20 protein-coding genes and 2 tRNA genes are annotated in these 24,294 nt (G+C 52.1%); 13 read left to right on the forward strand and 9 right to left on the reverse strand.

All coding sequences use genetic code 11. The features are described 5' to 3' along the window. The first annotated feature begins 259 nt into the window (after window positions 1-259). The 3 genes from QET93_RS03665 to QET93_RS03675 all read left to right on the forward strand — a co-directional run bounded on the left by QET93_RS03665 (window position 260) and on the right by QET93_RS03675 (window position 4,427). Window positions 260-2,563 (forward strand): glycoside hydrolase family 3 N-terminal domain-containing protein, encoded by a 2,304-nt coding sequence (locus QET93_RS03665; protein WP_345786069.1) that lies wholly within the window; start codon window positions 260-262, stop codon window positions 2,561-2,563. Between the two features lie 251 nt (window positions 2,564-2,814). Further along, on the forward strand, window positions 2,815-3,684 hold the full coding sequence (locus QET93_RS03670) for a PD-(D/E)XK nuclease family protein (protein WP_280132072.1): 870 nt from the start codon (window positions 2,815-2,817) through the stop codon (window positions 3,682-3,684). A gap of 284 nt (window positions 3,685-3,968) precedes the next feature. Beyond that, window positions 3,969-4,427, forward strand: a complete 459-nt coding sequence (locus tag QET93_RS03675; RefSeq protein WP_280132071.1) for a hypothetical protein — start codon at window positions 3,969-3,971, stop codon at window positions 4,425-4,427. 243 nt (window positions 4,428-4,670) lie between these two features. Here the strand turns inward: QET93_RS03675 and QET93_RS03680 are convergent, their stop codons facing one another. The 4 genes from QET93_RS03680 to QET93_RS03695 form a co-directional block, all read right to left on the reverse strand. Continuing rightward, window positions 4,671-5,831 (reverse strand): hypothetical protein, encoded by a 1,161-nt coding sequence (locus QET93_RS03680; protein ID WP_280132070.1) that lies wholly within the window; start codon window positions 5,829-5,831, stop codon window positions 4,671-4,673. Between the two features lie 60 nt (window positions 5,832-5,891). Continuing rightward, window positions 5,892-6,890 carry an ankyrin repeat domain-containing protein gene (locus QET93_RS03685; RefSeq protein ID WP_280132069.1) on the reverse strand — a complete coding sequence of 333 codons (999 nt, stop codon included), beginning with the start codon at window positions 6,888-6,890 and terminating at the stop codon, window positions 5,892-5,894. 1,024 nt (window positions 6,891-7,914) lie between these two features. Further along, entirely contained in the window at window positions 7,915-8,580 is a 666-nt protein-coding gene (locus QET93_RS03690) for a hypothetical protein (protein ID WP_280132068.1), read from the reverse strand. 140 nt (window positions 8,581-8,720) lie between these two features. Next, window positions 8,721-9,707, reverse strand: a complete 987-nt coding sequence (locus QET93_RS03695; RefSeq protein ID WP_280132067.1) for a hypothetical protein — start codon at window positions 9,705-9,707, stop codon at window positions 8,721-8,723. Window positions 9,708-9,922: 215 nt separating this feature from the next. Here QET93_RS03695 and QET93_RS03700 point away from each other — a divergent pair, with 215 nt between their 5' ends. The 9 genes from QET93_RS03700 (at window position 9,923) to QET93_RS03740 (ending at window position 16,480) form a co-directional block, all read left to right on the forward strand. Further along, the gene (locus tag QET93_RS03700; protein ID WP_280132066.1) at window positions 9,923-10,774 is read left to right on the forward strand and encodes a DUF932 domain-containing protein; all 852 of its coding nucleotides are present in this window, start codon (window positions 9,923-9,925) and stop codon (window positions 10,772-10,774) included. A gap of 45 nt (window positions 10,775-10,819) precedes the next feature. Next, a complete protein-coding gene (locus QET93_RS03705) occupies window positions 10,820-11,125 on the forward strand; it encodes a hypothetical protein (protein WP_322190111.1) in 306 nt (101 codons plus the stop codon). A gap of 8 nt (window positions 11,126-11,133) precedes the next feature. After that, complete coding sequence (locus QET93_RS03710) at window positions 11,134-11,286, forward strand: hypothetical protein (protein ID WP_322190112.1); 153 nt, start codon at window positions 11,134-11,136, stop codon at window positions 11,284-11,286. Window positions 11,287-11,671: 385 nt separating this feature from the next. Next, window positions 11,672-12,856 (forward strand): DUF418 domain-containing protein, encoded by a 1,185-nt coding sequence (locus QET93_RS03715; protein ID WP_280132063.1) that lies wholly within the window; start codon window positions 11,672-11,674, stop codon window positions 12,854-12,856. Window positions 12,857-12,888: 32 nt separating this feature from the next. Then, a complete protein-coding gene (locus QET93_RS03720; RefSeq protein ID WP_280132062.1) occupies window positions 12,889-13,173 on the forward strand; it encodes a hypothetical protein in 285 nt (94 codons plus the stop codon). Beyond that, window positions 13,160-13,291, forward strand: coding sequence for a hypothetical protein (locus tag QET93_RS03725; RefSeq protein WP_280132061.1), 132 nt, complete (start codon window positions 13,160-13,162; stop codon window positions 13,289-13,291). Before QET93_RS03720 ends, QET93_RS03725 begins: the two co-directional genes overlap by 14 nt. Before the next feature lie 606 nt (window positions 13,292-13,897). Then, complete coding sequence (locus QET93_RS03730; protein ID WP_280132059.1) at window positions 13,898-14,044, forward strand: hypothetical protein; 147 nt, start codon at window positions 13,898-13,900, stop codon at window positions 14,042-14,044. A gap of 983 nt (window positions 14,045-15,027) precedes the next feature. Continuing rightward, window positions 15,028-15,930: a hypothetical protein gene (locus QET93_RS03735; protein ID WP_280132058.1), complete on the forward strand. Its 903-nt coding sequence runs from the start codon at window positions 15,028-15,030 to the stop codon at window positions 15,928-15,930. 79 nt (window positions 15,931-16,009) lie between these two features. Then, complete coding sequence (locus tag QET93_RS03740) at window positions 16,010-16,480, forward strand: hypothetical protein (protein ID WP_280132057.1); 471 nt, start codon at window positions 16,010-16,012, stop codon at window positions 16,478-16,480. Between the two features lie 233 nt (window positions 16,481-16,713). On the opposite strand, the gene QET93_RS03745 is transcribed toward QET93_RS03740, so the two are convergent. The 5 genes from QET93_RS03745 to argS all read right to left on the reverse strand — a co-directional run bounded on the left by QET93_RS03745 (window position 16,714) and on the right by argS (window position 23,944). Continuing rightward, window positions 16,714-16,799, reverse strand: a tRNA-Leu gene (locus QET93_RS03745). A gap of 164 nt (window positions 16,800-16,963) precedes the next feature. Then, window positions 16,964-18,283 carry a Gfo/Idh/MocA family oxidoreductase gene (locus QET93_RS03750; protein WP_280132056.1) on the reverse strand — a complete coding sequence of 440 codons (1,320 nt, stop codon included), beginning with the start codon at window positions 18,281-18,283 and terminating at the stop codon, window positions 16,964-16,966. A 53-nt stretch (window positions 18,284-18,336) separates the two neighbouring features. After that, entirely contained in the window at window positions 18,337-20,451 is a 2,115-nt protein-coding gene (locus QET93_RS03755; RefSeq protein ID WP_280132055.1) for a M3 family metallopeptidase, read from the reverse strand. A 2-nt stretch (window positions 20,452-20,453) separates the two neighbouring features. Beyond that, complete coding sequence (locus QET93_RS03760; RefSeq protein WP_280132054.1) at window positions 20,454-22,175, reverse strand: tetratricopeptide repeat protein; 1,722 nt, start codon at window positions 22,173-22,175, stop codon at window positions 20,454-20,456. An 8-nt stretch (window positions 22,176-22,183) separates the two neighbouring features. Beyond that, window positions 22,184-23,944: an arginine--tRNA ligase gene (gene argS / locus QET93_RS03765; RefSeq protein WP_280132053.1), complete on the reverse strand. Its 1,761-nt coding sequence runs from the start codon at window positions 23,942-23,944 to the stop codon at window positions 22,184-22,186. Window positions 23,945-24,160: 216 nt separating this feature from the next. On the opposite strand from argS, the gene QET93_RS03770 reads away from it, so the two are divergent. After that, window positions 24,161-24,243: transfer RNA gene (locus QET93_RS03770), tRNA-Leu, on the forward strand. Window positions 24,244-24,294 lie beyond the last annotated feature (51 nt).

Consider the following 24,294-nt stretch of genomic DNA (forward strand, 5'->3'; position numbering starts at 1 on the left):
TTCTCCTGGAAGAGATAAAACCTGTGTTTTGTTCTGAGTTCATGATGATATAAGAATTAAAAATTTGATAATAAAATCTAATTTACAGGTTTTTAAATTACTATAACTGGTAACCAAATGCAATACCCATGAGTTGACTCGGCTATAAGACGTCAATTCCGCTTTACTGGCTTCTCCGACAGAGATTTGAATGCGTCTTAAGTCATTATTGCTGCAAGAATCCAGATGACTGAACGTATACTTTACCGTGATGAAAGTTATGCTTCGTTTTATTCTTTCTCTTCTTGGCGTTGGTTTATGGAGCTTCATCCCCTGCCAGGCGAAAGAACGGTATCAGGATGCTTCGTTGCCCGTCGAGGAACGAGTCAAGGATTTGATGAGTAAAATGACCCTTGAGGAAAAGGTGGCCCAGATGTGTCAATACGTGGGGATCGGCCACGCAGTGAAGGCAAAAAAAATGCCTGACGCATCTCGGACGATGGGGGGTATTGATGCCATTGCCGCTGATAATCTGGGGTTGAAGGGGCTTCCCAAGAGACTTGCCCTGGGAGAGGTGGGGTCCTGTCTTCACGTGACCAGCGCCGAAGAGGCGAATCAGATTCAGGAATATGCCCGTCTCAGCCGCTTGAAAATACCTGTTCTGATCGGAATTGATGCCATCCACGGCAACGGACTGCACAAGGGAGTGACGATTTATCCGACATCGATCGGGATGGCTTCGACTTTCAACCCCGATTTGCTCAGAAAGACCGGGGAACAGACGGCCCGTGAAATGAGGGCGGCCGGCATGCATTGGACCTTCAACCCCAATATCGAAATTACGCGAGATCCCCGCTGGGGAAGGACAGGTGAAACATTTGGTGAAGACACGTACCTTGTGACGCGCATGGGCGTGGCCCTGATTAAGGGGTTGCAGGGGGAAAACGGAGTTGAAAAGGACAGGGTGGCCGCCTGCGCCAAGCACATGCTTGGCGGTGGCGAGCCGGCGGGAGGTTTGAACGCCGCTCCAGCAGATATGTCGGAGCAGAAAATGCGGGAAGTGTATCTTCCGCCGTTCGAAGCGGCGGTCAGGGAGGCCCATGTCTACTCCATTATGCCTGCTCACAATGAGGTAAACGGTATTCCTTGCCATGCTAATGCGGAGCTGATGCTGGGTGTTGCCCGCAAGGAATTCGGGTTCAAGGGCTTTTTCATCAGCGACTGGCTTGATATTGAACGGTTGAAGGACATGCATGCCTATCTTCCTACCCAGAACGAAGCATTTTGCACGGCTGTGGAGGCGGGAGTAGATATGCACATGCATGGCCCTAATTTCATGGAAGCCATCGTTGACTCAGTGAAAAAGGGCCGGATTAGCGAAGCACGGATTGATGCCGCCATCCGCAAAATTCTGGAATTGAAATTCCTTCTGGGCCTGTTCGACAATCCCTTTGTCGACGTGGAAAAAGGGAAAAAGGATATTTTTTCCAAGGAACACCGTGACACGGCTCTCGAGGCTGCCCGCCAATCCATCGTGCTGCTCAAAAACGATAATCTTCTACCGGTCAAACCGGGGGTGTTCAAGCGCATTCTTGTCGTCGGTCCTAATGCGGACAGCCAGGGCATGCTGGGAGACTGGGCATTTGAGCAACCTAGGGAGAATTTCGTCACCGTTGTTGATGGGATCAGAAAAGTGTTTCCTGACGCGACGGTCGAAACGGCCTGCCTGGAACCCCAAATCGTTGCCATGAAGGAAAAGGATATCGCTGACGCCGAAAAAAAGGCGAAGGAGGCCGATCTGAATATCGTCGTCGTGGGCGAAAACTCGCAACGCTACTTCCGCACGCCGACATGCGGTGAAAACCGGGATCGCGACAATTTGGAATTACCCGGTCTTCAGCAGGAATTACTGGAAAAAGTCCACGCATCGGGCAAGCCTACCATTCTTGTGCTGATCAATGGGCGCCCTATTGGTCTGCCTTGGGCCGACAGGAAGGTATCTGCCATTATTGAGGCATGGGAACCCGGTTCGTTCGGCGGCCTTGCAATTGCGGAAATCATTGCCGGACAGGTTAATCCCAGCGGTAGGCTTCCGATTAGCATTCCCAGGCATGTGGGGCAGATTCCTACAATCTACAATCACAAAAAGTCTCAGTATTCAAGGCATTTTACGATGTCGCCCGCTACGGGGGCTTTGTATCCCTTCGGTTACGGCTTGAGTTATACGACCTGGAAGTACGGGGACGTCAAATTGTCGAAATCAACCATCAAACCGGATGAAACGATTATCGCTTCCTGCAATGTGACGAACACGGGAGAGAGGGAAGGGACGGAAACCGTCCAGTTGTACATCAATGACGAATACGGTTCCGTGACGAGACCCGTCAAGGAACTTAGGGGATTTGAACGCGTTACCCTGAAACCCGGTGAAACGCGTGCAGTAACATTTGATATTTCGCCAAAAGTTCTTCAATGTTATACTGCACGGAAAACGTGGGAAGTCGAACCGGGCACGTTTAAGATCATGATCGGTTCATCATCTCGTGATAAAGATTTGAAACAGGCTCAATTAACGGTAAAATAGCTTCTACGGATAGGTGATTGAGCACAATATTGGTGCGTCTGATCAATAGAGGCAGATGTAATAATGTATTAGTGTTTAGTAATACCTCGTCGTTCCGTATGAAGATCGGCGAGGTATTGTTTTTAGCCGGAGAGTGAAACGATGTCTATGAACCGTTCCGGCTTGGCATCCAAACGCTTGGCATTAAACAGGAACAACTAAACCCGCCGTCCCGTTGCAATTTATGTCGATAAGTCCAATCCGTACTGACCATGATCGCTCCTGTAACCCGGCCAATACGCTCATACTCCCTGAACCCGGCTATCGCATTGACGAAGAAGTTTCCTTCGGAGGCTTCTTCTCCCTCTGCCATACGTCTGGACTACCTGTCTCCCTCCTCGGTCAAATCGTACCTGTCGTGTTCCCTTCGTTTCTTCTTCGAGAGGGTAGTGCAGATACGAAAACCGGCGACGGTTGCCCTGCATGTCGGCAAGGCCATCTACTCAACACTCCAATCCTTCAACCTCGCCCGGTGGCGAGGACAGGATAGTAGTGAAGTGGCCATGGAGAAAGCCTTCTCCGCCCACTTTCTGAAGTTGGAGAAGGCGGAAGGTTCTGTGGACTACGACGACGAAGAAACGAGACAGAAGGTACGTTCCTGTGCCTGGAACACGGTCAAGGCCTACATGACCTCCGACGAGGTTGCTTCACAGATGCCTTTGGGAGTGGAAATCGGTCTATCTGCCACCATTCCCAACCTGCCGGTTCCTGTGCAAGGCGTCATCGACCTCGTCCAGCACGACCTGACGGCAGTGGACTACAAGTCTTCTGCCGCCAAACCGGACACCGGGCATGCAGCCTTTGACCACGAACTTCAACTGGTTACCTACCAGATGATGATCGAAGAAGCGACGGGAGACACGCCTCCGTCGCTGGATCTGATCTACCTGGTCAAGACGAAGACGCCACAGGTGATCCGGGTCAAGATTCCGCCTGCTGACGAACAGCGTAAGCAACGCGTCGCCGACCTGTACGAAATCGCCTATGAAGGCATCACCACCGAGCGTTTCCAGCCCCAGCCCGGGATGCAATGCTCTTGGTGCCAGTACAGGAAGGAATACTCCGGAGGGTACAACAAGTGAGAGGATGATATCTATCCAGAAACCTGACTTTGGTAAGGCTTCTTTTTAGCTTAGAGATGACGCGAATTTACACTTTCTGCACACATATTTTCAAAATTGCATGCAGAAAGTATTGCTAGCAGGCTTTGATTGCCTCCTATTATCGTAGGGAGCCGGATTCTCTTTGCCAATCCGGAATGAACAGAGTCTATGACAAAACGGGAATTGGCAGAACAAGTGCTTGCATCATCAAGAGGCATTGTGAAAACGGCGGATTTTCTCTCTGCCGGCCTGAGTAAAAGAATGTGGCTCTTCTTTGTCGCGAGGGGTTTCTTGAGCGTATTCGTCACGGCTATTACCAATTGACCGGTGATCCGTCTGTATCAGAGGAACTGCTTCTGGCCACGCTGATTCCCAAAGGAATCGTGTGTATGGGATCAACCCTTTTCCACTATGAGTACAGTGACTTTACTCCTCGAATGTGGACGATTGCCGTGCATCGCACGATTTCTCGCGTAAAACTGAAAACGGAAGCAGTACGTTTTCAGTTTTACTATATTTCCAAAGCGTATTATGAAATCGGAAGGACAACGGAAAAGATCAATGGCCTCCAACTTCTCATCTACGATAGAGAACGTACGATTTGCGATTGTTTCAAGTATCGAACGAAGCTGGATCATGAAACCTTCAACAAGGCCATTCGCGCCTATATTGCAGACGACAAAAAAATCTGGGCAATCTTGTCCAAGACGCCAAAGAAATGAGACTCTTCAAAAAGTTAAATGCATTGATGGAGGTGATGTTGAATGTCTGATCCGGGAGCATCTCTTCTAGCAAGGTTGAAAAACAAGGCTGCGGAAAGCGGGCGAAGCTATCAAATTCGGGCTATTTCGCCGATCTGGAAGAGTCGAACCAGTTCGTCGGCAAGAGGCTTGATGGCGGTTTCCGCCGTCGTTCTCGCTGACCGGTCCCGTCCGGGGAGGTCAACCATGTAGGTGACGTATCTTTTACGCAGGAAAATGTTGTTGAACCCGTCCCGTCCGTCTGGCGTTGTTTTCCTGCACCGGACGAGACCGCTGCTGAATTTTGAACGATACGGACAAGTGAGCAAACAACTCTTCTTCCATTTTCTCCCGCTCATTGCCGTTTTCCATCCTGCACAGGGCTATTACCTGCCCGGTTTTCAGGAAGCACTGTCCGGTCACAGGGCGTCCATCCACCATGATCCGGTTGGATCTCCCCGGGCACGGGACCAGCATCCACACGGCACCCCGGCCCTGTTTGGTCGTCACAATATCAAACTGGAACAAATCGGAGCCCTCCCCATCGGAAGCTATCCTGACATACAATGCCCGTGAAACCTTGTACGGCGATTGATCCGGATAAACAAGCTGGTCCCCCAAATCCCCCGAGAGACGCAATACGAGAATACTCTCAGTCTCCTTCTTCTCACGCTCCTCTCGCCCGGGCTTTGGGGATGGGGCGGGCGGGACTGGCGGCACCGGTTCTTCTTCCCGTTTTTCGGGCGGCTGCCTTCTGACAGGTTCTTCTTTCGGCATGTCGGGGCTGCGTGGCCCGGGCAAAATAAATTGAGGCCCTTTGTCCGAGTCCGTGCCGGATTTCTTGCCTGTTGCCTTCGACGCGCCGCAAGACGACGGAAAACGAACCCCGGAGAGCAGTTGCAGCAATGTGATGATATAAATCGCCAAAGACAACAAAAAGCCCAGAAACAACAGCAGAAATGCACCCGCAAGAGATAAGACGAGAGCGACGGGAAAACCCACGATAAAGAACACAATGGCAATAATGGTCAATGTGCGGAACGATCGGAATGTCCACAGGAGCGCCAATGTCGCGGCACCTCCCACGATCATGGACACAACCGCCATCCCGGCCATGCCGAACAGCAGGGAAACATTATCCTCATCTACTCCGTGAACGACCGCCTCCTCAATCTCGCCGGAATGCCCTCCCACCGCCTGCCGCATCGAGAAATACACATAGGCCCAGGTGCATACGGCCACGGCCGACACAAAAAAACGCCACTTCAACCGGCCTGATTCCTGGTTTCTGACGGGCAGCAACAGCACGATCAACGTCAGGAAAGGCACGACATTCAATAGAATCAGGGACAGATTCGCGTTCAGGAACTGGTTCAATTCTTCCATAGGATCCTACTGTTTGTTCACGCAATGAAACCGGTACATCACCGCTATCACCATATCTTCTTATTGGGCACCGTAGCTTTTCAACAGTTTCACGGTTTCAACATAACCGTTCTCTGAAGCATACATAAGAGCCGTCATTCCATCTTTGTCTTTCATATCAATGACAGCTCCATATTCCAGCAACAGTTTCACGATTTCAACATAACCGTGCTTTGAAGCATACATAAGAGCCGTCATTCCTTCTTTGTCTTTCATATTAATGAAAGCTCCATATTCCAGCAACAACTTCACGACTTCAACATAACCGAACATTGAAGCACACATAAGAGCCGTCTGATCGAGGGAGCATTCTCTGTCGATGTCCGCGCCATGCTCCAGCAACAGTTTCACGATTTCAACATGATCGTTCTCTGAAGCAAACATAAGAGCCGTCCTTTTATATTTTTCTTTCATATCAATGACAGCTCCATATTCCAGCAACAGTTTCACGGTTTCAACATGACCTCTCCCTGAAGCATACATAAGAGCCGTCATTCCATCTTCGTCTTTTATGTTGACGTCCGCTTCACTCTCGATTAGCCACTTCGCTACGGAAATGATGCCCAACTCAATAGCGACCATCAACGGGGTTCTCCCCCGATCATCAACCCCATCCATGTCACCGAGCTGCAACAGTTGCAGAAGATGCTGTTTCTCTTCATACTCCTCATCCGTTTTCACCGAAAATTTTTTGACTGCTTTCTCGCAAGCTTCCAGACAATTTATGCCCTCCCCGGTCCGGGGAGGAGCTGATGAAGGATCATGTCCTACGGTTTTTTCGTCATCTTCTTCCGAAATTTTCTTTCCATGAACGGATTCCAATAAATCCAGGCTCTCCAATATCATCTGATCCTGCCGTTGGCGGGCATGCCAGCGAGCGCCATGACCGTTGGCATCCCGTTCGTAAACATCTGCTCCCTCATTCACCAGACGGAAAAAAACGTCGTGATCGCCTTCGTCGATACTTTTCAGCAAGGCGGGAAGCCCGGCTTGCCGGTTCGTTTCTTCCGGACCGATCAAACGGCAACCTTCGGCCAAAACACCGGAGTCCATCATGCCTTGCGCCACTTCATGGGAAAAAGGCCCCAGTTTCGTCCCCTCTCTGGTTTCCAGATAATATTCGCTCATAGTCTCGTTATTCGTTTGCTTTCGGTTGTCCATGCCTCTCGTGCCCCGCTCTCCCGGATTTCATTGTTCAGATTCCGAATGGAAACAGGATTATTTCACTATTAATACCTGTTCCCGAAATTGTCGACAAGAAAAGCAGATCAATACTTGGTTGCTCACCGGAACTATATGGGAACTACGCCGGATTCTCCCCTGTAATGATACAGAGGGCAGACGTGAAGGTGGAGCGAATTGACCACATACTCAATTATTCCTTGGACTTGGGAAAAAAGAGGCCAATTTTGCGTTCCCTGTGGGAAGATGGGGTAAAGGAGAAGGCTGGCAGAAGAATCCAAATTAATGTAGTATTTGTTCCGTTGCGCTTTTTCATCGAATTTGTGAATGTAGCCTCCCCTTGCCCAAATGTTCTTGTATTACATCCGGGGCTGGATGCTTGTAATGATGGGCGCCGGAGAAAATGGCGAGCCCCTCCGATACTGTTGAAAGGCAGAGATATGGTAGTAAAAGAGGATGTAGGCGGCAAAAGCCCCGCTATTTTTCAGTTCCATAAGATGTTATCCTTTTCTATAGTTTATTTTTTTCGGATGCAGATTTTTCACGAGCGGTTTTCAGTAGATCCGGGCTGAAATGGAGTTCCGGCTTTTTGGGGGTATCTTGTTTTGCAGGTGGAATTCTTCTCTTACTGATAGACGAGCCATGCTGGTCATGCATCGTTGCTTTGACAGGGGGTGTCTACGAAGGCATCGTCAACGTGCGTTTCCATACCCCGCCCGGGATGCAATGCTCCTGGTGCCAGTATAAGAGGGAATGCTCCGGATTGTGTAGACGGTAAAGGGAGAAGATGCTGTCGATTCAGAAACCTGCCGTGAGGTCGGCTTCTTCCTGACTCTCGGATGGTTGGATTTCGTACCACTTGTCAAAGATAGAAAAGGCCAATCAAGGCATTAAGAAGATCTTCCGGAGTCAGCCCTGTCGTTGCTCCCGATCCTCGTCGCTTACGTAAATGATCAAAGATACCCTGCCACTCGGGAGAGGTGGCTTGATATTCTCTCAGGAACTCTCGAACATCGGCCTGAATTACTTCCGGAAGATGCAATGAATCCGTTTCCTGGACGACATCAAAAAGCATGAAGAAGACATCGTTGCGATGCTTTCTGAAGTTGTTCCGGCTACTGGCGGAACCATGAGTTCCTCCTTGTTGCCACTGGAGAAGCAGGTTCAGGCAGGCTTTTATTTTTAAAATCATGAGAACCGGAATGGTCGGACGAGGAATGCCTTTGTCCCGGCTGATGTGTTCTCTGAAGAAATGGTAGTATGTATCATCCAGAACGATGCAGGAGAGCCCCGTATACTGATCCTGTGCTTTTACTGGTACAATCCGTTGCCCGGGAACCAGATGTAGCGCATCTCCCTTGCGGCTGAGAAGCTCCAACTGAGCAGGGGCTCCCGTATCTTCCGGTTCGGAAAAACGATACAGGATTTTACGGGAAACTCCATCTTGTTCGAGGTCAATCCGTTCACGTATTTTGTATCCTGACCGATTGATATAGTCGTGGAACGTTTCCGTAAACTGGATATCCATGCATTCAAGAATCAGGACAATGTCCAAATCCTCCGTCCCTCGAAAGGAAGGAATATGATCGGAGTACCATGCTGTACATGCCGTGCCTCCGATGAGCGCATAGGCATTACTGTACTCGGCGAAGTAGTGGCAGAAATGTTCTATTTTTCAAAGCATGAGAGGGGCAGTTTATTGAGTTCCTGAATGACGCGATCGTCCGATGAATCCCGAAGGGAAAGGTAAAGCGAAAGAGGATCCACCCACTTGCTACCCGGCTGCATGAGTATTTCCGGTGGATACATCCATTGCTGGATGATGGCCTGAGCCTCCTCGTGTTCGGATTCCGGATGATCTCCGGGAAGAAAGAGTTCCCGAATCGACTGTTTGCCTACAGCATATGTAGGGATGTTTCCGTCAACAAGGAGAGTCTGCCTGCTCAACGCCGACTCTCCCGCCAAAGGCAATCGTCTCTGAAATGGAAGCAAACGAACGTGAAGTTGTTTTTGAACAGGGCTTCTCAGCAAGGGAAGTACCTTTTCCCACAAGACATTGACAGGAAGATTCATATTGAAGCGCCCCCTGGTGGCTACCCCGTCGTAATGACACAGACCATGGGTAACGAGTTCATTTTTGGCATTACTGAGCGACATGGCCGAATAAGGTAATCTGGAACCTATTTGTCGCAGATTCTGGTCGTGAATATCATGGAAAAGAATATGACGTAACACAAGAACTTGAGCCACGGGAGAGAGAAATTCACGAGGCTCCTTTTCAATTCCCTTATGCTGTTCCCATGTCTTTAAGTGAATGTAAAACTGCGGCATATACGCGTACCCGTCCATGGTCATGAACGGGACATTAGCCTTGATCATACGGCTACGCTGGTAAGACGGGGTCCGGGTCAGGAAAAAAACAACAGGAAGCTTGAAAAGAGTTTCCAACTGTTGAAGGTACTGCCTGTAAAGATTGGGCGTTGCAACATCCATGTCCATAGCGGCCAAAAACCTATTACCCCGGCAAGAAGCGTAGGCATATTGGAAACGCTTGATGAGGGACAAAGGCAGCTTTGCTCCATCAACAAGTTCTATCTGAAGGGACTCATGGAACAGCCTGATCCAGATTTTTTGCCAAGGTTCCCACATACTCATAACAGTATTATACACACGGATATGCTCTTGTACATATAAAATATGTATCATTGCATTCATATATTTACAAAGAGTTGCTGACATCCTGAAAATCACTCTCTTCTCACGTCATATATTCCTGAGGAAGCAGTTTCTCTGCTTCCTGCCTTTGCCCGCCTCCCGGCTTTGTTCCGGGAGGCGGGCTTTTTGTTGCAACAAACCAATCATCAATGAACATGAATACTCACACATCCACCCACGAACTCTATCGCAATCGCGACAACAGCCCGCTGGACAAAAACCAGATCCGGCGTGTCGCTCCCTCCGTCTTCGCCGACCGCGAGGACGACAGCCGTTCGGAGAAGTACCGTTTCGTCTCCTCCGACTCCCTGCTCGACCAGATGGAAGAAGCCGGGTTCCTCGTCGTCGGTGCTCAGGAACAACGTACCCGGAAACCGGACGGCACTCCCACTCGCAAGCACCTGATTCGCTTCGCCCACCGGGATGTGCTGGAACACCACCGTGACCAGCGCATCGAAGTGGTCATGATCAACAGCCACAACGGCAGCTGCTCCTACCAGCTCATGGCCGGGATCTTCCGGCTGGTGTGTACCAACGGTCTGATTGTCGGGGCGCGTATTGCCGCTATCAACATCCGTCACATGGGACATACCGGAGAGGATGTGATTGCAGCCAGTCTTCAGTTGGCCTCTGAAACGCCCCGGATCATGGATGACATTCACCGGATGCAGGGAGTGGAACTCCCCTACAGGCGTCAGGTGGACTTCGTTCATGAAGCGGCACAGTTGCGTATGGGAGACGACTACGAAGACAGGATACGTCCCGAAGCTCTTCTATCTCCCCGGCGCTGGAACGACATCGGCTTTACGGCGGGAGGTCCGGCTACCGTCTGGCAGTGCTTCAACCGGGTTCAGGAAAACCTGATTCGGGGAGGCGTTCCCTTGAAGCCTCAGAAGGACGGCGTCTATCGCCGCCGTTCCCTGCGGGCACTCAACGGCATTGACGGCAATACACACCTGAACCGGGAACTCTGGGATCTGGCCGACAGCTACACCCTGAACAACTGACCTGAGACAATCATGAGAAGAAAACATCATCTCAGGGTGAAACGTATGGGACGGACTCTGTCCCTGACCGGGCTGGAACTGTCCATTCTCCTGTACCTTCACGGCGACTTTGAACGCAGTGACGAGGAGATCATGCTGGAATGCCATGAAATCGAACAAGAAAGCGTCAGGCATGCCGTCCGTGGTCTGGCAGGGAAGGAATTCATCATCCGCACAAAGGAAGAAGAATTCCTGCTTCGGTCCGACTGCTGGCTGATTACCTATGCCGGACGGCAGGCACTTAAACAATGGGTGTCCTCTGCCGTTCCGACTCGTCGATCATCCCGGACAAGAGCTCACGCATCAGCATAGCCATGAACATGAAAGACCTCCTCATTGCTCTGGTGACGCTCGTTATGCTGTGTCTGCTGGGGCCGGTTGTCGTCGGCATCCTGTCGGCCATGGAGGCCGTGGCTCCGTATCTGCTCGCCGTGCTGTTGATCATGGGCGTCATCGCCTTCTTCTGCAAGTAACTCTGACAGGAAAGGAACGAGACATGAAGACGATTCCCATCATCGCGCAACTGCGCTCCACGAGCGGAGATGTGACCTTCTAAAAAACGTTACAAGGTTAGGAGTGAGATTTAACTTCGCTTTCAACCCTTGGCAAGTTGCGGCTTGCCAAGGGTTTTGATTCGATAGTTTCGTAATATGGTGTTGCTCATGCATTCATTCCGGCAGTTTCATTCCGTAGGATAGGTAAAGTCTTCATTCATCTTCTGTTTTTGTAACACTATTTCAGGACTGGACAATGACTCGCAAGTGAAAATCTTTACTTGAACAGTTCTTTCGTTGTATATACGTGGTTTTTTGTTGAAACAAAAGTGTTCCTCGTATCGTACTACCTCTGGTTACAGCAATGAATTCCTTACTCTCTCCCGACAGCAAACGTATTTATGTGGTGGATGCTCTGCGCGGTTTTGCCGTGATGGCAATTATGCTGTTGCACTTCTTGGAGCATTTCATCTATAATTCCTATCCCGTGGCTTCCTCTTCAGTAATGGAGGCGGCCAACCAGCAGTTCAAGGAGGTCTTTTTCTTCCTGTTTGCTGGAAAGTCTTATACAATTTTCGCCTTGCTGTTCGGGTTTACTTTTGCCATTCAGTACCGCAATCAGGCCCGGAAGGGGCGGGATTTTGCGGGCAGGTTTGTCTGGCGCATGTGCCTGCTGGCAGTGTTTGCCTGTATGAATGCGGTGTTTTTTCCAGGCGGTGACGTGCTGCTGACCTTCGCCGTCGCGGGGCTGCTCCTAGTGCCTTGTCGCCGGTTGAAGACTTCCAGGCTGGTGGTATTATCCGTGTTCTTCCTGGCCCAGCCTCTGGAGTGGGCCTATGCGGTGATGCAATGGATGAATCCGGGCTGGGCGCCCCCCTCCCTGGCTGTTGCGGAGTCATACGCTTCCCTGAAAACGGCCGTGGATACGGGCAATTTCTGGTTGATGGCCTGGGAAAACCTGACGGTGGGACAATGGGCCAGCCTGGCCTGGGGTATTGAGGCAGGACGTCTGATGCAGGCTCCGGGATTGTTTCTTCTGGGATTCGTACTGGGACGGCAGGATTTCTTTTTACAGAATGACCGAAACGCCATGTTCTGGACCCGGGGAATGCTTTTTTCCCTGGTTGGGACCGTGGCATTTTATGTGGTGATGTCTCTTCCGGATTTACCTGCTCCGGTGCACACTGTCTTCACCATGTGGCACAATGTCTGCTTTACCGGAGTATGGGTAGCCGGGTTCGTTTTGCTGTACAGGCTGGAATATTTCAGGAAAGTGACGGTTCCATTGCTGACTTATGGGCGCATGAGTCTCACCAACTACGTCTCCCAGTCCATAATAGGCTCCCTGATTTTCTTCCCGTACGCGTTAGGGCTGGCCCCTTATTGCGGATATCTGGTCAGCTTTGCAATCGGTTGTGCTGCCATGGCCGGACAGATATGCTTCTGCCGCTGGTGGCTGGAGCGACATCGTTACGGAGTTCTGGAAGGATGGTGGCACTGGGGGACTTGGCTGGATGCAGGAAAGGCACTCAAACCGGAAGCTCAGTAGAAGACTGGGATTTCTCCATACGGTCCGTTCTGGTGAATCTCCCTGAACTGACGGAAGGACAGCAGAAGTCTCTGGACGAAGACGAAAGTATCCTGCTGGATTCGCCGATTCCGGAGACGGAACTGGATGCACTCGAAAGCTGCATCCGGCTCTGCGGTGAAGGCATCGACATTCTTGATGTCCGTTGCCTGTATGCCGTCGCCCGTAATAAATATACAAGGGACATGTACGAAGCCAATATCGGGGCCGTACTGAGACATCTGCTCGAGTCCCGCCATCATCCCGGAAAGGAGGAGTTGCCTGATGCTGACGATTGAGAAGTACAAAGGCTCTCGCTTCTGGGCCGTCTTTCGCGACGGAGAGCTGTTGGCCGTGACCGTGTATAAACGGGGAGCCCAGGCTATTGTCAGGGCATTGGAAGGCAAATGTAAATGAACCTGTCCATTCAGCAGCTCGCCTTCATCATAAAGTTGAGCTGTTTTTTAGCTGCTGTACGGAGATTCCAGTTTCCAGCCCCAAATGATGAATACGTATTGAGGGTAATGTAGAGCCCGGATATGTCTGGGGCTACTTCTGCAAGTACATGTTCTCTCCCAGCCTGGACAAGTACAGGTACGAGTATAAGGCGTATTCGCCAGAGACAATCAAGGATGTTATTCTGGAATGGATCAGCGAGTACCAGGACAAGGAGATGATCAAGCAGTTTCGAAAAGCGGGGCTGTATGAGCCTCCCAGGTTGTCATAGCCACACGTTACGGGTTGTGTTACGGTTCGATGTAAAATCCCTTGATAAAACAGGGGTAATCGTAACGAAGATTTCACAAAAGCACAACAGGATAATGAGGGGCATTCTGCGTGAATGCTTTATGATTAGTCTGTTGTTTGTTTGTGAGTTACGGGGATTTTTCGGGGTGCGGCAGTGTCTTCAAAAGAGTACGCGTGCGAAACATTCCTCCCGGAATAAAACCGCACAGGCAAACTTTCCTCACGCACTTCTTCTGAAGAAGAAGTGCGTTGCTGATAACGAAAAGGAATAAACGCATGGTCGTACTGCTTCTGATAGGAGCAACAATGGCTACTGCCTGGACCTGGGGTATGGACGATGAATACGCCAAGGAAAATAACCTTTACCGCCCTAACTTCTTCGAGTGGATCGGAAACGGATTCTGCCTCGCAGGAGATAAATAATTTCTGTACGCCCGGGACCCATGGTATGGTTCTCGACTACTTCCCGCCCTTTAGGTTCCGGGTGTACAGTTCAGCTTTCTGCAGGATACCAATTCGTCTATTAGCATAGTCCATCATGACGCCGAGTGGCGTCTTGCCCGGTATCCTGCAGGAAACATTGTCGTCCTCGATAATCCGGGGACGTGGATTGAAACGTATTGGCTCTTATGCTGCCAACCAAACGGCCATATTGAGGCTCCCGGGGAAACAGTCTCCGGGAGCCTCGATTCTTTTTAGCCCCAGAATGGCCCTACAAGGGCCGTTTACCTTCCGGGACGCAAGATTACACCTCTCAGCCCCTGAACGCCCTTTCTCGGGCATCCTGGGGCCATTCTCGCCGGGTTTGCGGAATTGCTTCCGATTCTGTCCCTCGTGTGCGCGTATGCGTGTCGCATGGGTGAGCACCGGGTGTATGGGAGTGGAAGCCCTGACCGCGAGGTTTGCGTGAGGGGCCGATCCTCTTAGCAACGTACGAGGGCGAGGACGAAGTCCGAGCAAAGTTGGATGACGCCGGGCCAGCTCCGAGGCGCGACCCGAAGGGGCGCGGCGCGGAGCGCAGCCGGCGGCAGCCCAAACGGTGTGATAGCGCGACGAAGGAGCGCGTCTATTTTCCCTACGGAAAGCTCACGCGAGGGAGCTTTCCGTAGGTGATTCGGAACGAATCATACTTATTATGTGGGTCAAATTTGACCCTTACCTGGTAGTTAACTTTTCTTAAATATTTCTTTGTAACTCCTTGTCTCACAATAATAGCAAACGCTAACACCATGATTAAGAACGAGTTACGAAGACGATTTTTTGCGCTTTGAAAAAGCGCGATCATTGATACTCAATGGTTTTCTGTTTAGCAGGGTGTTACTCAGGGTATAAAATACCCATAAAAATGGCCCCTAAGCCACAAACTTCATGTTTCTCAACGACTTATGGATATAATTGACCAAATAATGGCACGAATCAAGTACCGCTACAACTGCGATGAGCACACCGCAAGAGCTATCCTTGGCTCCCGGATTCAACGGGACCAGGCGTACATCAAAGTGATGCTGGGGCAGCCGAAATTCTCTCCGGCCATGCAGGGAAAGCTGGAAGAAGTAGAGAGGTTTTTTGCTGAGTCTCCTGACGAGATTCTGTGTTGCCCCTATGCCCCGGCCAGCGACAGAAGCGTCGATGCGCTTCAAAGGATTATGGCAAGTATCGGAAGGAAGGTTCCCTACTACGAGAATTGCAGCCAGATCAGAAGCGGTATCGGTAAGCTGGCGTGGAGGTTTACTATGCGAGGACCTGTGCTGTGTATGAAAGGAACCGGCAAGCCTGTCGAGGATACAGGAAAATTCGTACAGATTTTCCCGGGAACCGCGAAGGGCAAGAAGGTATGGAGGCAGAGGAAGACAGTGACTTTCCCTATAAGTGGAAAAGATGAACTCTATCCTTCTGCGAGGCGACTCAAGGAGATTATCACGGATCAACAACACTGGTTCGAGGATTACAAGGTGACGTACCGGGAGGAAACGTTTTCCGGGATGGAGGTGGTTTCTGTCATTCCTCCGGAAGTCCGTCTCGTATTTCCAGTCCGTATTAACAGTGTGTATAAGGCACGTAATGAGGATCTGATTATTCGCAGCGAATCCAGACCGATTGAGTATGCGCCCATGATGGCAATGTACGCAGCATGGCTTTACAGTACTTTCGAGTATCCAAGGCCAAACAAACCTCTGACTGCTCTTCGCCCGGACGGGAAGATGGTGCAATCTCTGGTAACAGCAGCAGACGCCGTAGACAGGGAGTTTCAGAAAAAACTGACTGAGGCTATCGCCGAAAGCAAAAAATTTAGGAGAAAATATGCCTAAAGTAACAAGATTGAACCCTCACTTTATTGAGGATAATACCCGGCACGAGTGCGTACCTGGTTCCAAAGTACAAATGAACATGGATAAAATAAACCAAATTATCGAGCTCCTCAAGGAGCCGCATGCCGGCGACGAGTACGTTGTCCAGGCTATTCTGATGGGGCGCGTGTGCGTCGCGCAGAATCACAGGAATGAATCCGCAGTCGCAACGGACATTCCCTTCACTAGTGCCCCTCCTGAGATTCCCTCGACGGATCAATATCAGGGTGGTTATTACGAGGGTGATGTTTTTGTTTCGACTAACGTGGAGCTCATGCACCGCATATTCGAAGTGTATGACGGCAATCTTTACTTCAGGGACAGGAAGCGTAATCCATTTTTACGCACCAAGCAGGGAATCGTCAGGCTGTATGATTCCGATGTCTCCCTGATTATGGGAGTGGCCGCCAATCCTGTTCTGCAAGGGGAGTACCAGTTTGCTGCTGAATCAGATATCGTGCGCCATGAGAGGGCTACGTACGATGTGAGGACATGGGGCAAAGGTAATTGAATATCCCCCGGTAACCCAAGAAATCGGGTTCTTCGTCATTACATTGTAGACAGACACAAATTAGTGTAGATTTCCATCTAGAAGAACGAGCGGTTTCTTCTTATTTTACAATGTTTTTCGACAATAAGCATGTCCCCTGAATGTCCCCCAGTTCGTCAAAAAATAAGATTTTTGACTTCTCATCCCCGACAACAAGAAACCCTCTTCAAGTATTTCACTTAAAGAGGGTTATTTGGTACGCACGAAAGGACTCGAACCTTCACAGGGTTGCCCCCACTAGAACCTGAATCTAGCGCGTCTACCATTCCGCCACGTGCGCTTTTAGTTGGTAAGACGTGAGGAGTTAACCACGAGGGAGTATGTTTGGCAAGTATTTTCCTTCGTTTTTTTCGATCATGGATGAGAATGGAGGATGCGGGATGAACGAGAAAGCCCCACGTACGGGGATGCGAGTGGAGCTTTCTATTTAAGGTGTTGATTGTGTTAGTATTGCAGTGTTCCTTCGAGGACGAGCCGTTCAAAATCTGCGACATTGATGACTTGTCCGGTTAGGCGTGCGTGTTCCATGGCGAAGGCCATGACGTGGGAGTGGGCGGACTGGGTGATGGAGGTTTTCATGTCGGCCGGGGTGGGGACATTGACCATGTCGTCGTACAGTTCGTTGACGAGTCCCCAGTCGCCACCTCCGTGGCCGGCGTAACCTCCGTCGGCTTCCGGGACTTCAATGACGCGGACGGGACCTCCGAAGTGATCCTGGACGGTGATTTCTCCAGGTCCGTTGTTTTTGTAAAAGACACCTGCGCGGAGTTTGCCCTTGGTGCCGTAGATTTCAATGTGGCGGCCTTGTTCGAAAGCGGTCATGGTGAATGTACCGGTCATGCCGCCTTCGAAGCGCATGATGCCGACCTGGTGGTCCGGTTGGTTGTTGTCGCACTGGAGGTAGTCGCGGCCCCAGGGACTGGTGCGGAGCCATTCGTAGATTTCTTCTTCGGTGGCTTCGTCGGCTCGGTCGTAGACCATCCGGAGCCAGCGGCGGGCTTCGGCGTCGGTGGCGTATTTGCGGGCGTCCCAGGGATCTTCGCCGACGGGGGTGGTCCAATCGACACAGCGTTCGGGACGCGGGCTTCGGAGGGTTTCCTTGCGGAAGAAGGTGAGTTCTCCGAAGCTGGCGATGGATTCGCATTTGCGGCCGAAGAGCCAGTAGAGGATGTCCATGTCATGGCAGCATTTGGCGACGATCATGGGAGTGGAGGTATTGCTGTTACCCCAGTGTCCGCGCGTGAAGGAGTGGGCGAAGTGCCAGGCTCCGACTCCTTCGTTGGCGTTGAATGTGATGATGTCGCCGAGTTCTCCGCTGGTGATGATGTCGCGGATGGTGTTATAGAACGGGGTGTAGCGCAGGACGTGACAGACGAGGACGCGGCGGTTGAGTTCTTCTGCCAGATCGCGGAGCTGGAGGGCTTCCCTCAGGGTTTGGGCGATGGGTTTTTCGAGCAGGATGTCGTAACCGAGGCGAAGGGCTTTTTGGCAAGGGATATAGTGGTAGTTGTCCTGGGTGCCGATGATGGCGACGTCGGCGAGTTTGGGTTCGGCCAGGAGGGCTTCGGCGTTTTCAAAGAGACGGACGGAAACCTGTTCGTCCGCGGGGGCGTAGCTGCGGACGGCTTCGGTGCGTTCGCGGACGGGGTCGGCCGCTGCGTTGATTTTGTAGCGTTCGGGGGTTTCCATTGCCAGTTTTGTATAGGTGCGGGTACGTGCGCCGCAGCCGATGCCGGCAAGGCTGAGCCTGTGTGGAGAGGTCATGGTGTGGAGTGAGTAATTGTTTGTTAAAGTGTTGAAATGAAGCTGAAGGGGGTTCAAGCCTGATGGATGCCGCTTTTGATGAGGAGGGCTTCGGCGTCGGGGTCGCGTCCCATGAAGTCGCGGTAGAGTTCGGCGGCTGGTTTGCTGTTGCCTTTGGAAAGGATGCAGCGGCGGAAATCCCGGCCTGTTTGCTTGTTGAGGACACCTTCCTTGAGGAAGCGGGAGAAGGCATCGGCTTCTAGAACTTCCGCCCACTTGTAGGAGTAGTACCCGGCGGCGTATCCGGTTGGGTCTGCAAAGATGTGGGTAAGGCGCCGGGCGACGGAGTTGCCTTTAGCTGTCATGGGAACGCGGTAGTCGCTGAGGATTTCATCGTCTACTTCTTCAATGTTGCGGCCCAGGTAACGGTCGGTATGGACGTGGAGTTCAAGGTCGAGCTTGCCGAAGGTAAGCTGGCGCATGAAAGCTGTGGCGCTCATGTAATTGCGGGCGGCGCGCATTTTTGCGAAAAGTTCGTCGGGGATGTCTTCGCCGCTCTGGTAGTGGGAGGCGTACATGTTGACGGATTCTTTTTCCCAGCACCAGTTTTCGTTGATTTGGGAGGGAAGTTCGACGAAATCCCAGGCGACGTTGGTACCGGAGAGGGATTTGACTTCCACATCGCTGAGGAGCTGATGGAGCAGGTGCCCGAATTCGTGAAAGATAGTTTCTACTTCCCGATGGGCCAGCAGGGCGGGTTTGTCGCCGACGGGCTTGGTCATGTTACCGATCATGAGGCCGAGGTGAGGGATGCGGGGCTGGCCGTCCATGGGGGGCAGCCCGTAGCTGAGGCAGTTCATCCAGGCGCCCCCGCGTTTGGAGTCGCGAGGATGCCAGTCGGCATAGAACGAACCGAGGTGTTCTCCTGTCTCGGTGTCGCGAATTTCGTAGAAGAGTACTTCGGGGTGCCATACTTCCACGGCGTCTTGTTCTTCGGGGGTGCGTTCACGGCCCTCAAGGCAGACGGTGGGTTTCTGGATGACTTCGATACCGTAGAGGAGGGAGTATATGGCAAACATGCCCTGCATGACTTTGTCGACAGAGTAGTAGGGACGGAGATCTTCTTCGTTGAAGGCGTAGAGTTCCTGTCGGCGTTTTTCCGCCCAGTACGATGTTTCCCAAGGGCTGAGTTTGTCTGCCTGTTCACCGGTTTTAGCGTTTCTGTAGGCGAGGAGTTCGCTCATGTCCTGGATGAAACAGGGCTTGACTTCATCGTGCAGGTGGTTGATGAAGTTGAGGGCATTGTCTCCGGATCCGGCCATGCGGCGCGAGGTGGTGTAGTCGGCAAAAGTGTTGAAGCCGAGCATGGCGACTTTTTCCTGACGCAGGCGGAGGATGCGGTCGATGAGTCGGGAATTGTCGTATTCTCCGGTACCGATTGTCGTGGAGCCTTCCCAGAGCCGGCGTCGCAGCTTATCGGATTCCGCGAATTGGAGGACGGGGCTCATTGAGGTGAATTGCTGGGTGAAGCGCCAGGCCGGGGACTCTTCCGTACCGTGTCCTTTGGAAAGGGCATCGAGCCGGGCGGCTTCGCGGGCAGAGTCCGGAAGTCCGGCAAGTTCGGCCTCATCGGTGACGATGAGTTCCCAGGCGTTGGTGGAGTCCAGCACGTTTTCCGCGAATTTTTTGGTGAGCTGGGTGAGTTCCGCCTGGATTTCGGCAAAGCGGTTTTTGTCTTCTTCGGGGAGATCGGCTCCGCTTTCACGGAAGTCGGCCAGAGTTTCTTCGATGAAGCGTTTTTTCGTCGGGGAGAGTTGTTCGACCCATGGGCATTCGGCTGCTTTTTTCAGGACGTTCCAGAGAGCGGGATTGAGGGGGATGGATGCGGAGAAGCGTGACACTTCGGGCAACATGTCGGCTATGGCTTCTCTTTGCGCCGGGTTATCCATGACGGAGTCCAGGTGCATGAGGCGTCCCCAGCCAAGATTGAGGGCATCTGTGGCCTGTTCCAAGGCGCCGAAGGTGGATTCGTAGGTGAGACGGTCAAGGGGCTGGCTGCAAATGGACTTAATGTTCCGGGCGGCTTGTTCCATGGCGAGAGTGATGTCCGGTTTGACGCATTCTGGCTTGAGTTGCGACCACCGGACTTGGAAATCCGGGTTGAGGAAAGGATGGGGATCTTGTTGCATGGCTATTTGGATGATGGTGTGGACGTTCGTCTGGAGGATGAAGAGGATTTTGTTTTTCCGGTTTTTTTACCGGGGCGGGAGGATGATGAGGGGAGAACTTGTTCAGGGTTTACTGCTGCTTGCTCTGCTTTTTGCAGGAGAGCCAATAAAGCGGCATGGTTGGGAAAACGCCGGAGGCCTTCCTTACAGGAATTTTTGCAAGAGACCCAGTCCCGTTTACGGGCGTGCCATTGGGCGAGCCGCAATTCGGCCGGATAGGGCAGGACAGGGGGCATGAGGAGGGAGGAGAATCGTTGCTGTTCCACGTCGGATTGGAGCCAGATGGGGGCGGAATCCGTGTAGAGAAGGGCTTTGCATTCCAATCCGAGGCGGTCATTTAATTCCAGACTGCGTACCCAGTGAGAAACGGCGCCTTCTTCATCGGCTTTGGGGCCGCTTTGGACAAGGGTGGTACAAATTTTTTCCAAGTTGGCCAATCTGGATGAAAGATCCTTTTTGTTACCGTTGACGAGAGCTGTTTTTCCTTGGGCAACCTGGATACAGGCTGCTGTGATGCCGTCGCTGAGAGAAGGTGGATTTATGTCCAGGGTTTGGGGTGTGACGGATTCGATTTCCCGGGATCCCTTCCAGGGATATCGTGAGAGAGCCAGGCGCATGGGCAGCGTGCGGGTTTCCCAAAGCTGCATGAGCGACCCTGTTGCACGGGGACGGGATGTGTCGACGGGGCGGGAGGCGAGTTTGGCTGCTTCCCGGATGGCTCCGTTTTCATCTCCCCGGCAGAAGCGGGCCATTGCCTTGTAGGCTAGTGAACGGAACAGTCCTTCATTGTCCGCTGGTGAAAGTTTCTCTTCATTTTGCCACAAGGTATAAGCATCTGCCGCACGGGCAAAAGAATCTTCAGAGGCTTTGTAGTCCCCCCGGCGAAACTGGATATGTCCCAGAAGGTGAAGAGCTGGCGGATAGCCGGGTACTAGTTCCAGAGCTTTTTGTACTGCCTGCAGGGCATCCTCTCCCATGGTGGGGTTTGTTTCCTGTAAAAGGGCTTTCATGAACCAGGCCGCCGGAGTGGATGGGTGAGCGGTCAGATAGGCATCCAGCAGGGTTTGAGCCTGTTCCTGCCCGGGCTTGGGGGAACCTTTGTCGGTGAAACCGTCGCGCAACATCATGGCGGCGAAGAGAGGCGCCCATGGGTCGCGTTTCCAATTGTCTGCAATATCCAGAAAAACCTTGGCGGCATCCGGAGAACCGTTTTTCAACAAGGTTACGAGGGCTCTCCCGTATTCCAATTCACGGGAAGGCAATTGTCCCAATTCCAGCTGAAGCCTGATGTTCTGCAATGCCTGTTCCTTCCGGGCTTCGTGCTCGTGATGGGGAGTAATGCAACTAAGCGCCAGTCCCCATTGGGCCATCATGCACGAAGGATCCAGTTTGATGGCTTTCCTGAATTCCCGGTAGGCGGCGTCATCCCAGAATGTCAGGAGACAGGCAATGCCATTGAGAACATGACGCTGTGCCTCCGAGGATGAGGTTGCGACGAGCATTGTCAACCCTCCGCAAGGATATGTAGCCCATTCTCCCGGGGCGGGCGCAGCCGGAACTCCCATGTTGCCCCCTGTGAGGTTGGCCGCTCCCGGGGGCTGGGGTGTTTCCTGCTCCGCCCATCCCGGGCAGATGGGGAGCACCGCGCAGAACAATGGCAGCAAGGGGCGAAGGAAGGAGATCATGGCGTTTGTTACATACGATCCGGTACCTGAATGCCGAGGAGTCCCAATCCATGTTGGAGAACACGGGCCGTCAGCTCGCACAAAGCCAGGCGAGAGTGCCGGGTGACGCCTTCGGATTTGAGGACCGGACAGGCTTCATAGAATGAATGGAAGGCGCGAGCCAAATCGAAGAGGTAGGCGGCTAGAATGTTCGGACGGCAGTCGTCCAGAACCATCGGCACTACTTCCGCATATCTGACCAGCATGCGTGACAGGTGGATTTCCGCAGGCTCCGTCAAGGTTATCGGAATCGACCAATCGAGCGTTTCTCCGTCCAGTTTACGGAAGATGGAACGGACCCGAACATAGGAGTTCTGGAGGTAGGGAGCCGTGTCGCCCTGCAGGGCCAGCATCTTGTCCCAGTTGAATACATAGTCCGTCATGCGGTTCTGGGAAAGTTCGGCAAATTTTACAGCACCGATACCGACGATGGTCGAGACGCGGGATTTTTCTTCAGCGACCATGTCCGGGCTCTTTTCTTCAATGACTTTGCCGGCTCGTTCGATGGCTTCGTCCAGAACGTCCTGGAGGGACACCGTATCGCCGGAGCGCGTCTTGAACGGACGGCGGTCATCCCCAAGGATGGAACCGAATGCGATGTGACGGAAATCGCCGGTCATGCCGCGGCGGCGCTGGACATCGAAGATTTGGCGGAAGTGCAATTCCTGCGGGGCTCCTACAACATACCAGATAGAATCCGCGTGCCATGTTTTGATGCGGTAGTCCAGAGTGGCGAGGTCGGTTGTGGCGTAGAGGAATCCGCCATCGGCTTTGCGGATAATACAGGGATTGGGTCGCCAGTCATCCTTGTCGCGGACGAGGAAGGGGCTGTCTGCTGATGGTTCCTTACCGTCTTCCTCGAATACGCAAATGGCGCCATCGCTCTCGCGGGCAATACCCGATGCGAGCATATCGTCGACGAGAGGGGCGAGGGCATCGTTGTAGAAACTTTCACCCAGCCAGTGATCGAAGTGGATGTCGAGCCTGTTGTAGATCTTTTCCAAGCCGGATTTGGATACTGCAACGCAACGTTGCCAGATATCCAGGTTTTCTTGGTCTCCGCTCTGCAGTTTGACGAGTTCAGCTTTACAGACATCGAGGAGTTCCGGCTTTTCCTTGCACATGGCATTGACGTCCTTGTACACGCGCAGGAGTTCGTCAATCGGATTGGCCTCCAGCGCCTGCTGGTCGAGGATGTTTTTCCAGCCCCAGAGGATCATGCCGAACTGGGTGCCCCAGTCACCGATGTGATTGTCGGTGATGACCTGGTGACCTAGAAAGCGGGAGATCCGAGCCAGGGAATCGCCTATAATTGTCGAACGGATATGGCCGACGTGCATGGGCTTGGCCACATTGGGAGCCGAAAAGTCAATGACGATGGTTTTTGGGGAAGCTGTTGCTTCTACACCGAGGCGGTCATCCGCCAACATGTCCAAAACTCCGGAAGCGAAGAATTCGGGGCGAATTTTGAAATTGATGAAACCCGGACCGGCGATATCCGTGGTACAGATATCCTGATTGCCGATTTCATCGACAATCTGCTGTGCCAGGGCGCGCGGATTCGTGCGGGCCTGTTTGGCGAGCACCATGGCTGCATTGCTTTGGTAGTCTCCGAAACGCAAGTCGGCGGCTGCGGTGACGGTCGGTTGGAAGCCGGCGGGGATCTTGTCGCCGAGAACTGTGACCAAGGCATCCGTCAATTTCTTTTCAAGTAAAGCTGGTATCGTCATGTCTTGGTTCTGATGGACTACGAATATGGCCTTCGAGTCAAGGGGCAACTCGTGTAAGACGGAATTTTCTTACAGCCAAAGGCTCTCTCTCTGCTTTTTCATTTCTGTGAAAATCAGTTGGGACGAAGCCCATGTCGTCTAAATCAACCAGGTTCATTCATTTCAACTTGACAAAAAGCCTCAATCCGTGCTTACTCACGTGGCAAACCTTCCAAGGCCGGCTTGGCGGAATGGTAGACGCGCTCGACTCAAAATCGAGTTCCAAAAGAGTGTGGGTTCGAGTCCCACAGCCGGTACCAATTTCTTTTTTTAAAACACTGGCTTTCTATGAGTTGGTGTTTTTTTAGGTA

Origin of the sequence: Akkermansia sp. N21116 (assembly GCF_029854705.2) — a bacterium.
In the GTDB taxonomy this organism is placed as follows: domain Bacteria; phylum Verrucomicrobiota; class Verrucomicrobiia; order Verrucomicrobiales; family Akkermansiaceae; genus Akkermansia.

What these genes read in the sequence shown, in the direction of transcription:
- QET93_RS03665 (WP_345786069.1), top strand. Translation starts at nt 260, where the DNA reads ATGCTTCGTTTTATTCTTTCTCTTCTTGGCGTTGGTTTATGGAGCTTC.
- QET93_RS03670 (WP_280132072.1), top strand. Translation starts at nt 2,815, where the DNA reads ATGATCGCTCCTGTAACCCGGCCAATACGCTCATACTCCCTGAACCCG.
- QET93_RS03680 (WP_280132070.1), bottom strand. Translation starts at nt 5,831, where the DNA reads ATGGAAGAATTGAACCAGTTCCTGAACGCGAATCTGTCCCTGATTCTA.
- QET93_RS03690 (WP_280132068.1), bottom strand. Translation starts at nt 8,580, where the DNA reads ATGGATATCCAGTTTACGGAAACGTTCCACGACTATATCAATCGGTCA.
- QET93_RS03695 (WP_280132067.1), bottom strand. Translation starts at nt 9,707, where the DNA reads ATGAGTATGTGGGAACCTTGGCAAAAAATCTGGATCAGGCTGTTCCAT.
- QET93_RS03700 (WP_280132066.1), top strand. Translation starts at nt 9,923, where the DNA reads ATGAATACTCACACATCCACCCACGAACTCTATCGCAATCGCGACAAC.
- QET93_RS03705 (WP_322190111.1), top strand. Translation starts at nt 10,820, where the DNA reads ATGGGACGGACTCTGTCCCTGACCGGGCTGGAACTGTCCATTCTCCTG.
- QET93_RS03710 (WP_322190112.1), top strand. Translation starts at nt 11,134, where the DNA reads ATGAAAGACCTCCTCATTGCTCTGGTGACGCTCGTTATGCTGTGTCTG.
- QET93_RS03715 (WP_280132063.1), top strand. Translation starts at nt 11,672, where the DNA reads ATGAATTCCTTACTCTCTCCCGACAGCAAACGTATTTATGTGGTGGAT.
- QET93_RS03725 (WP_280132061.1), top strand. Translation starts at nt 13,160, where the DNA reads ATGCTGACGATTGAGAAGTACAAAGGCTCTCGCTTCTGGGCCGTCTTT.
- QET93_RS03730 (WP_280132059.1), top strand. Translation starts at nt 13,898, where the DNA reads ATGGTCGTACTGCTTCTGATAGGAGCAACAATGGCTACTGCCTGGACC.
- QET93_RS03735 (WP_280132058.1), top strand. Translation starts at nt 15,028, where the DNA reads ATGGCACGAATCAAGTACCGCTACAACTGCGATGAGCACACCGCAAGA.
- QET93_RS03740 (WP_280132057.1), top strand. Translation starts at nt 16,010, where the DNA reads ATGGATAAAATAAACCAAATTATCGAGCTCCTCAAGGAGCCGCATGCC.
- QET93_RS03750 (WP_280132056.1), bottom strand. Translation starts at nt 18,283, where the DNA reads ATGACCTCTCCACACAGGCTCAGCCTTGCCGGCATCGGCTGCGGCGCA.
- QET93_RS03755 (WP_280132055.1), bottom strand. Translation starts at nt 20,451, where the DNA reads ATGCAACAAGATCCCCATCCTTTCCTCAACCCGGATTTCCAAGTCCGG.
- QET93_RS03760 (WP_280132054.1), bottom strand. Translation starts at nt 22,175, where the DNA reads ATGATCTCCTTCCTTCGCCCCTTGCTGCCATTGTTCTGCGCGGTGCTC.
- argS (WP_280132053.1), bottom strand. Translation starts at nt 23,944, where the DNA reads ATGACGATACCAGCTTTACTTGAAAAGAAATTGACGGATGCCTTGGTC.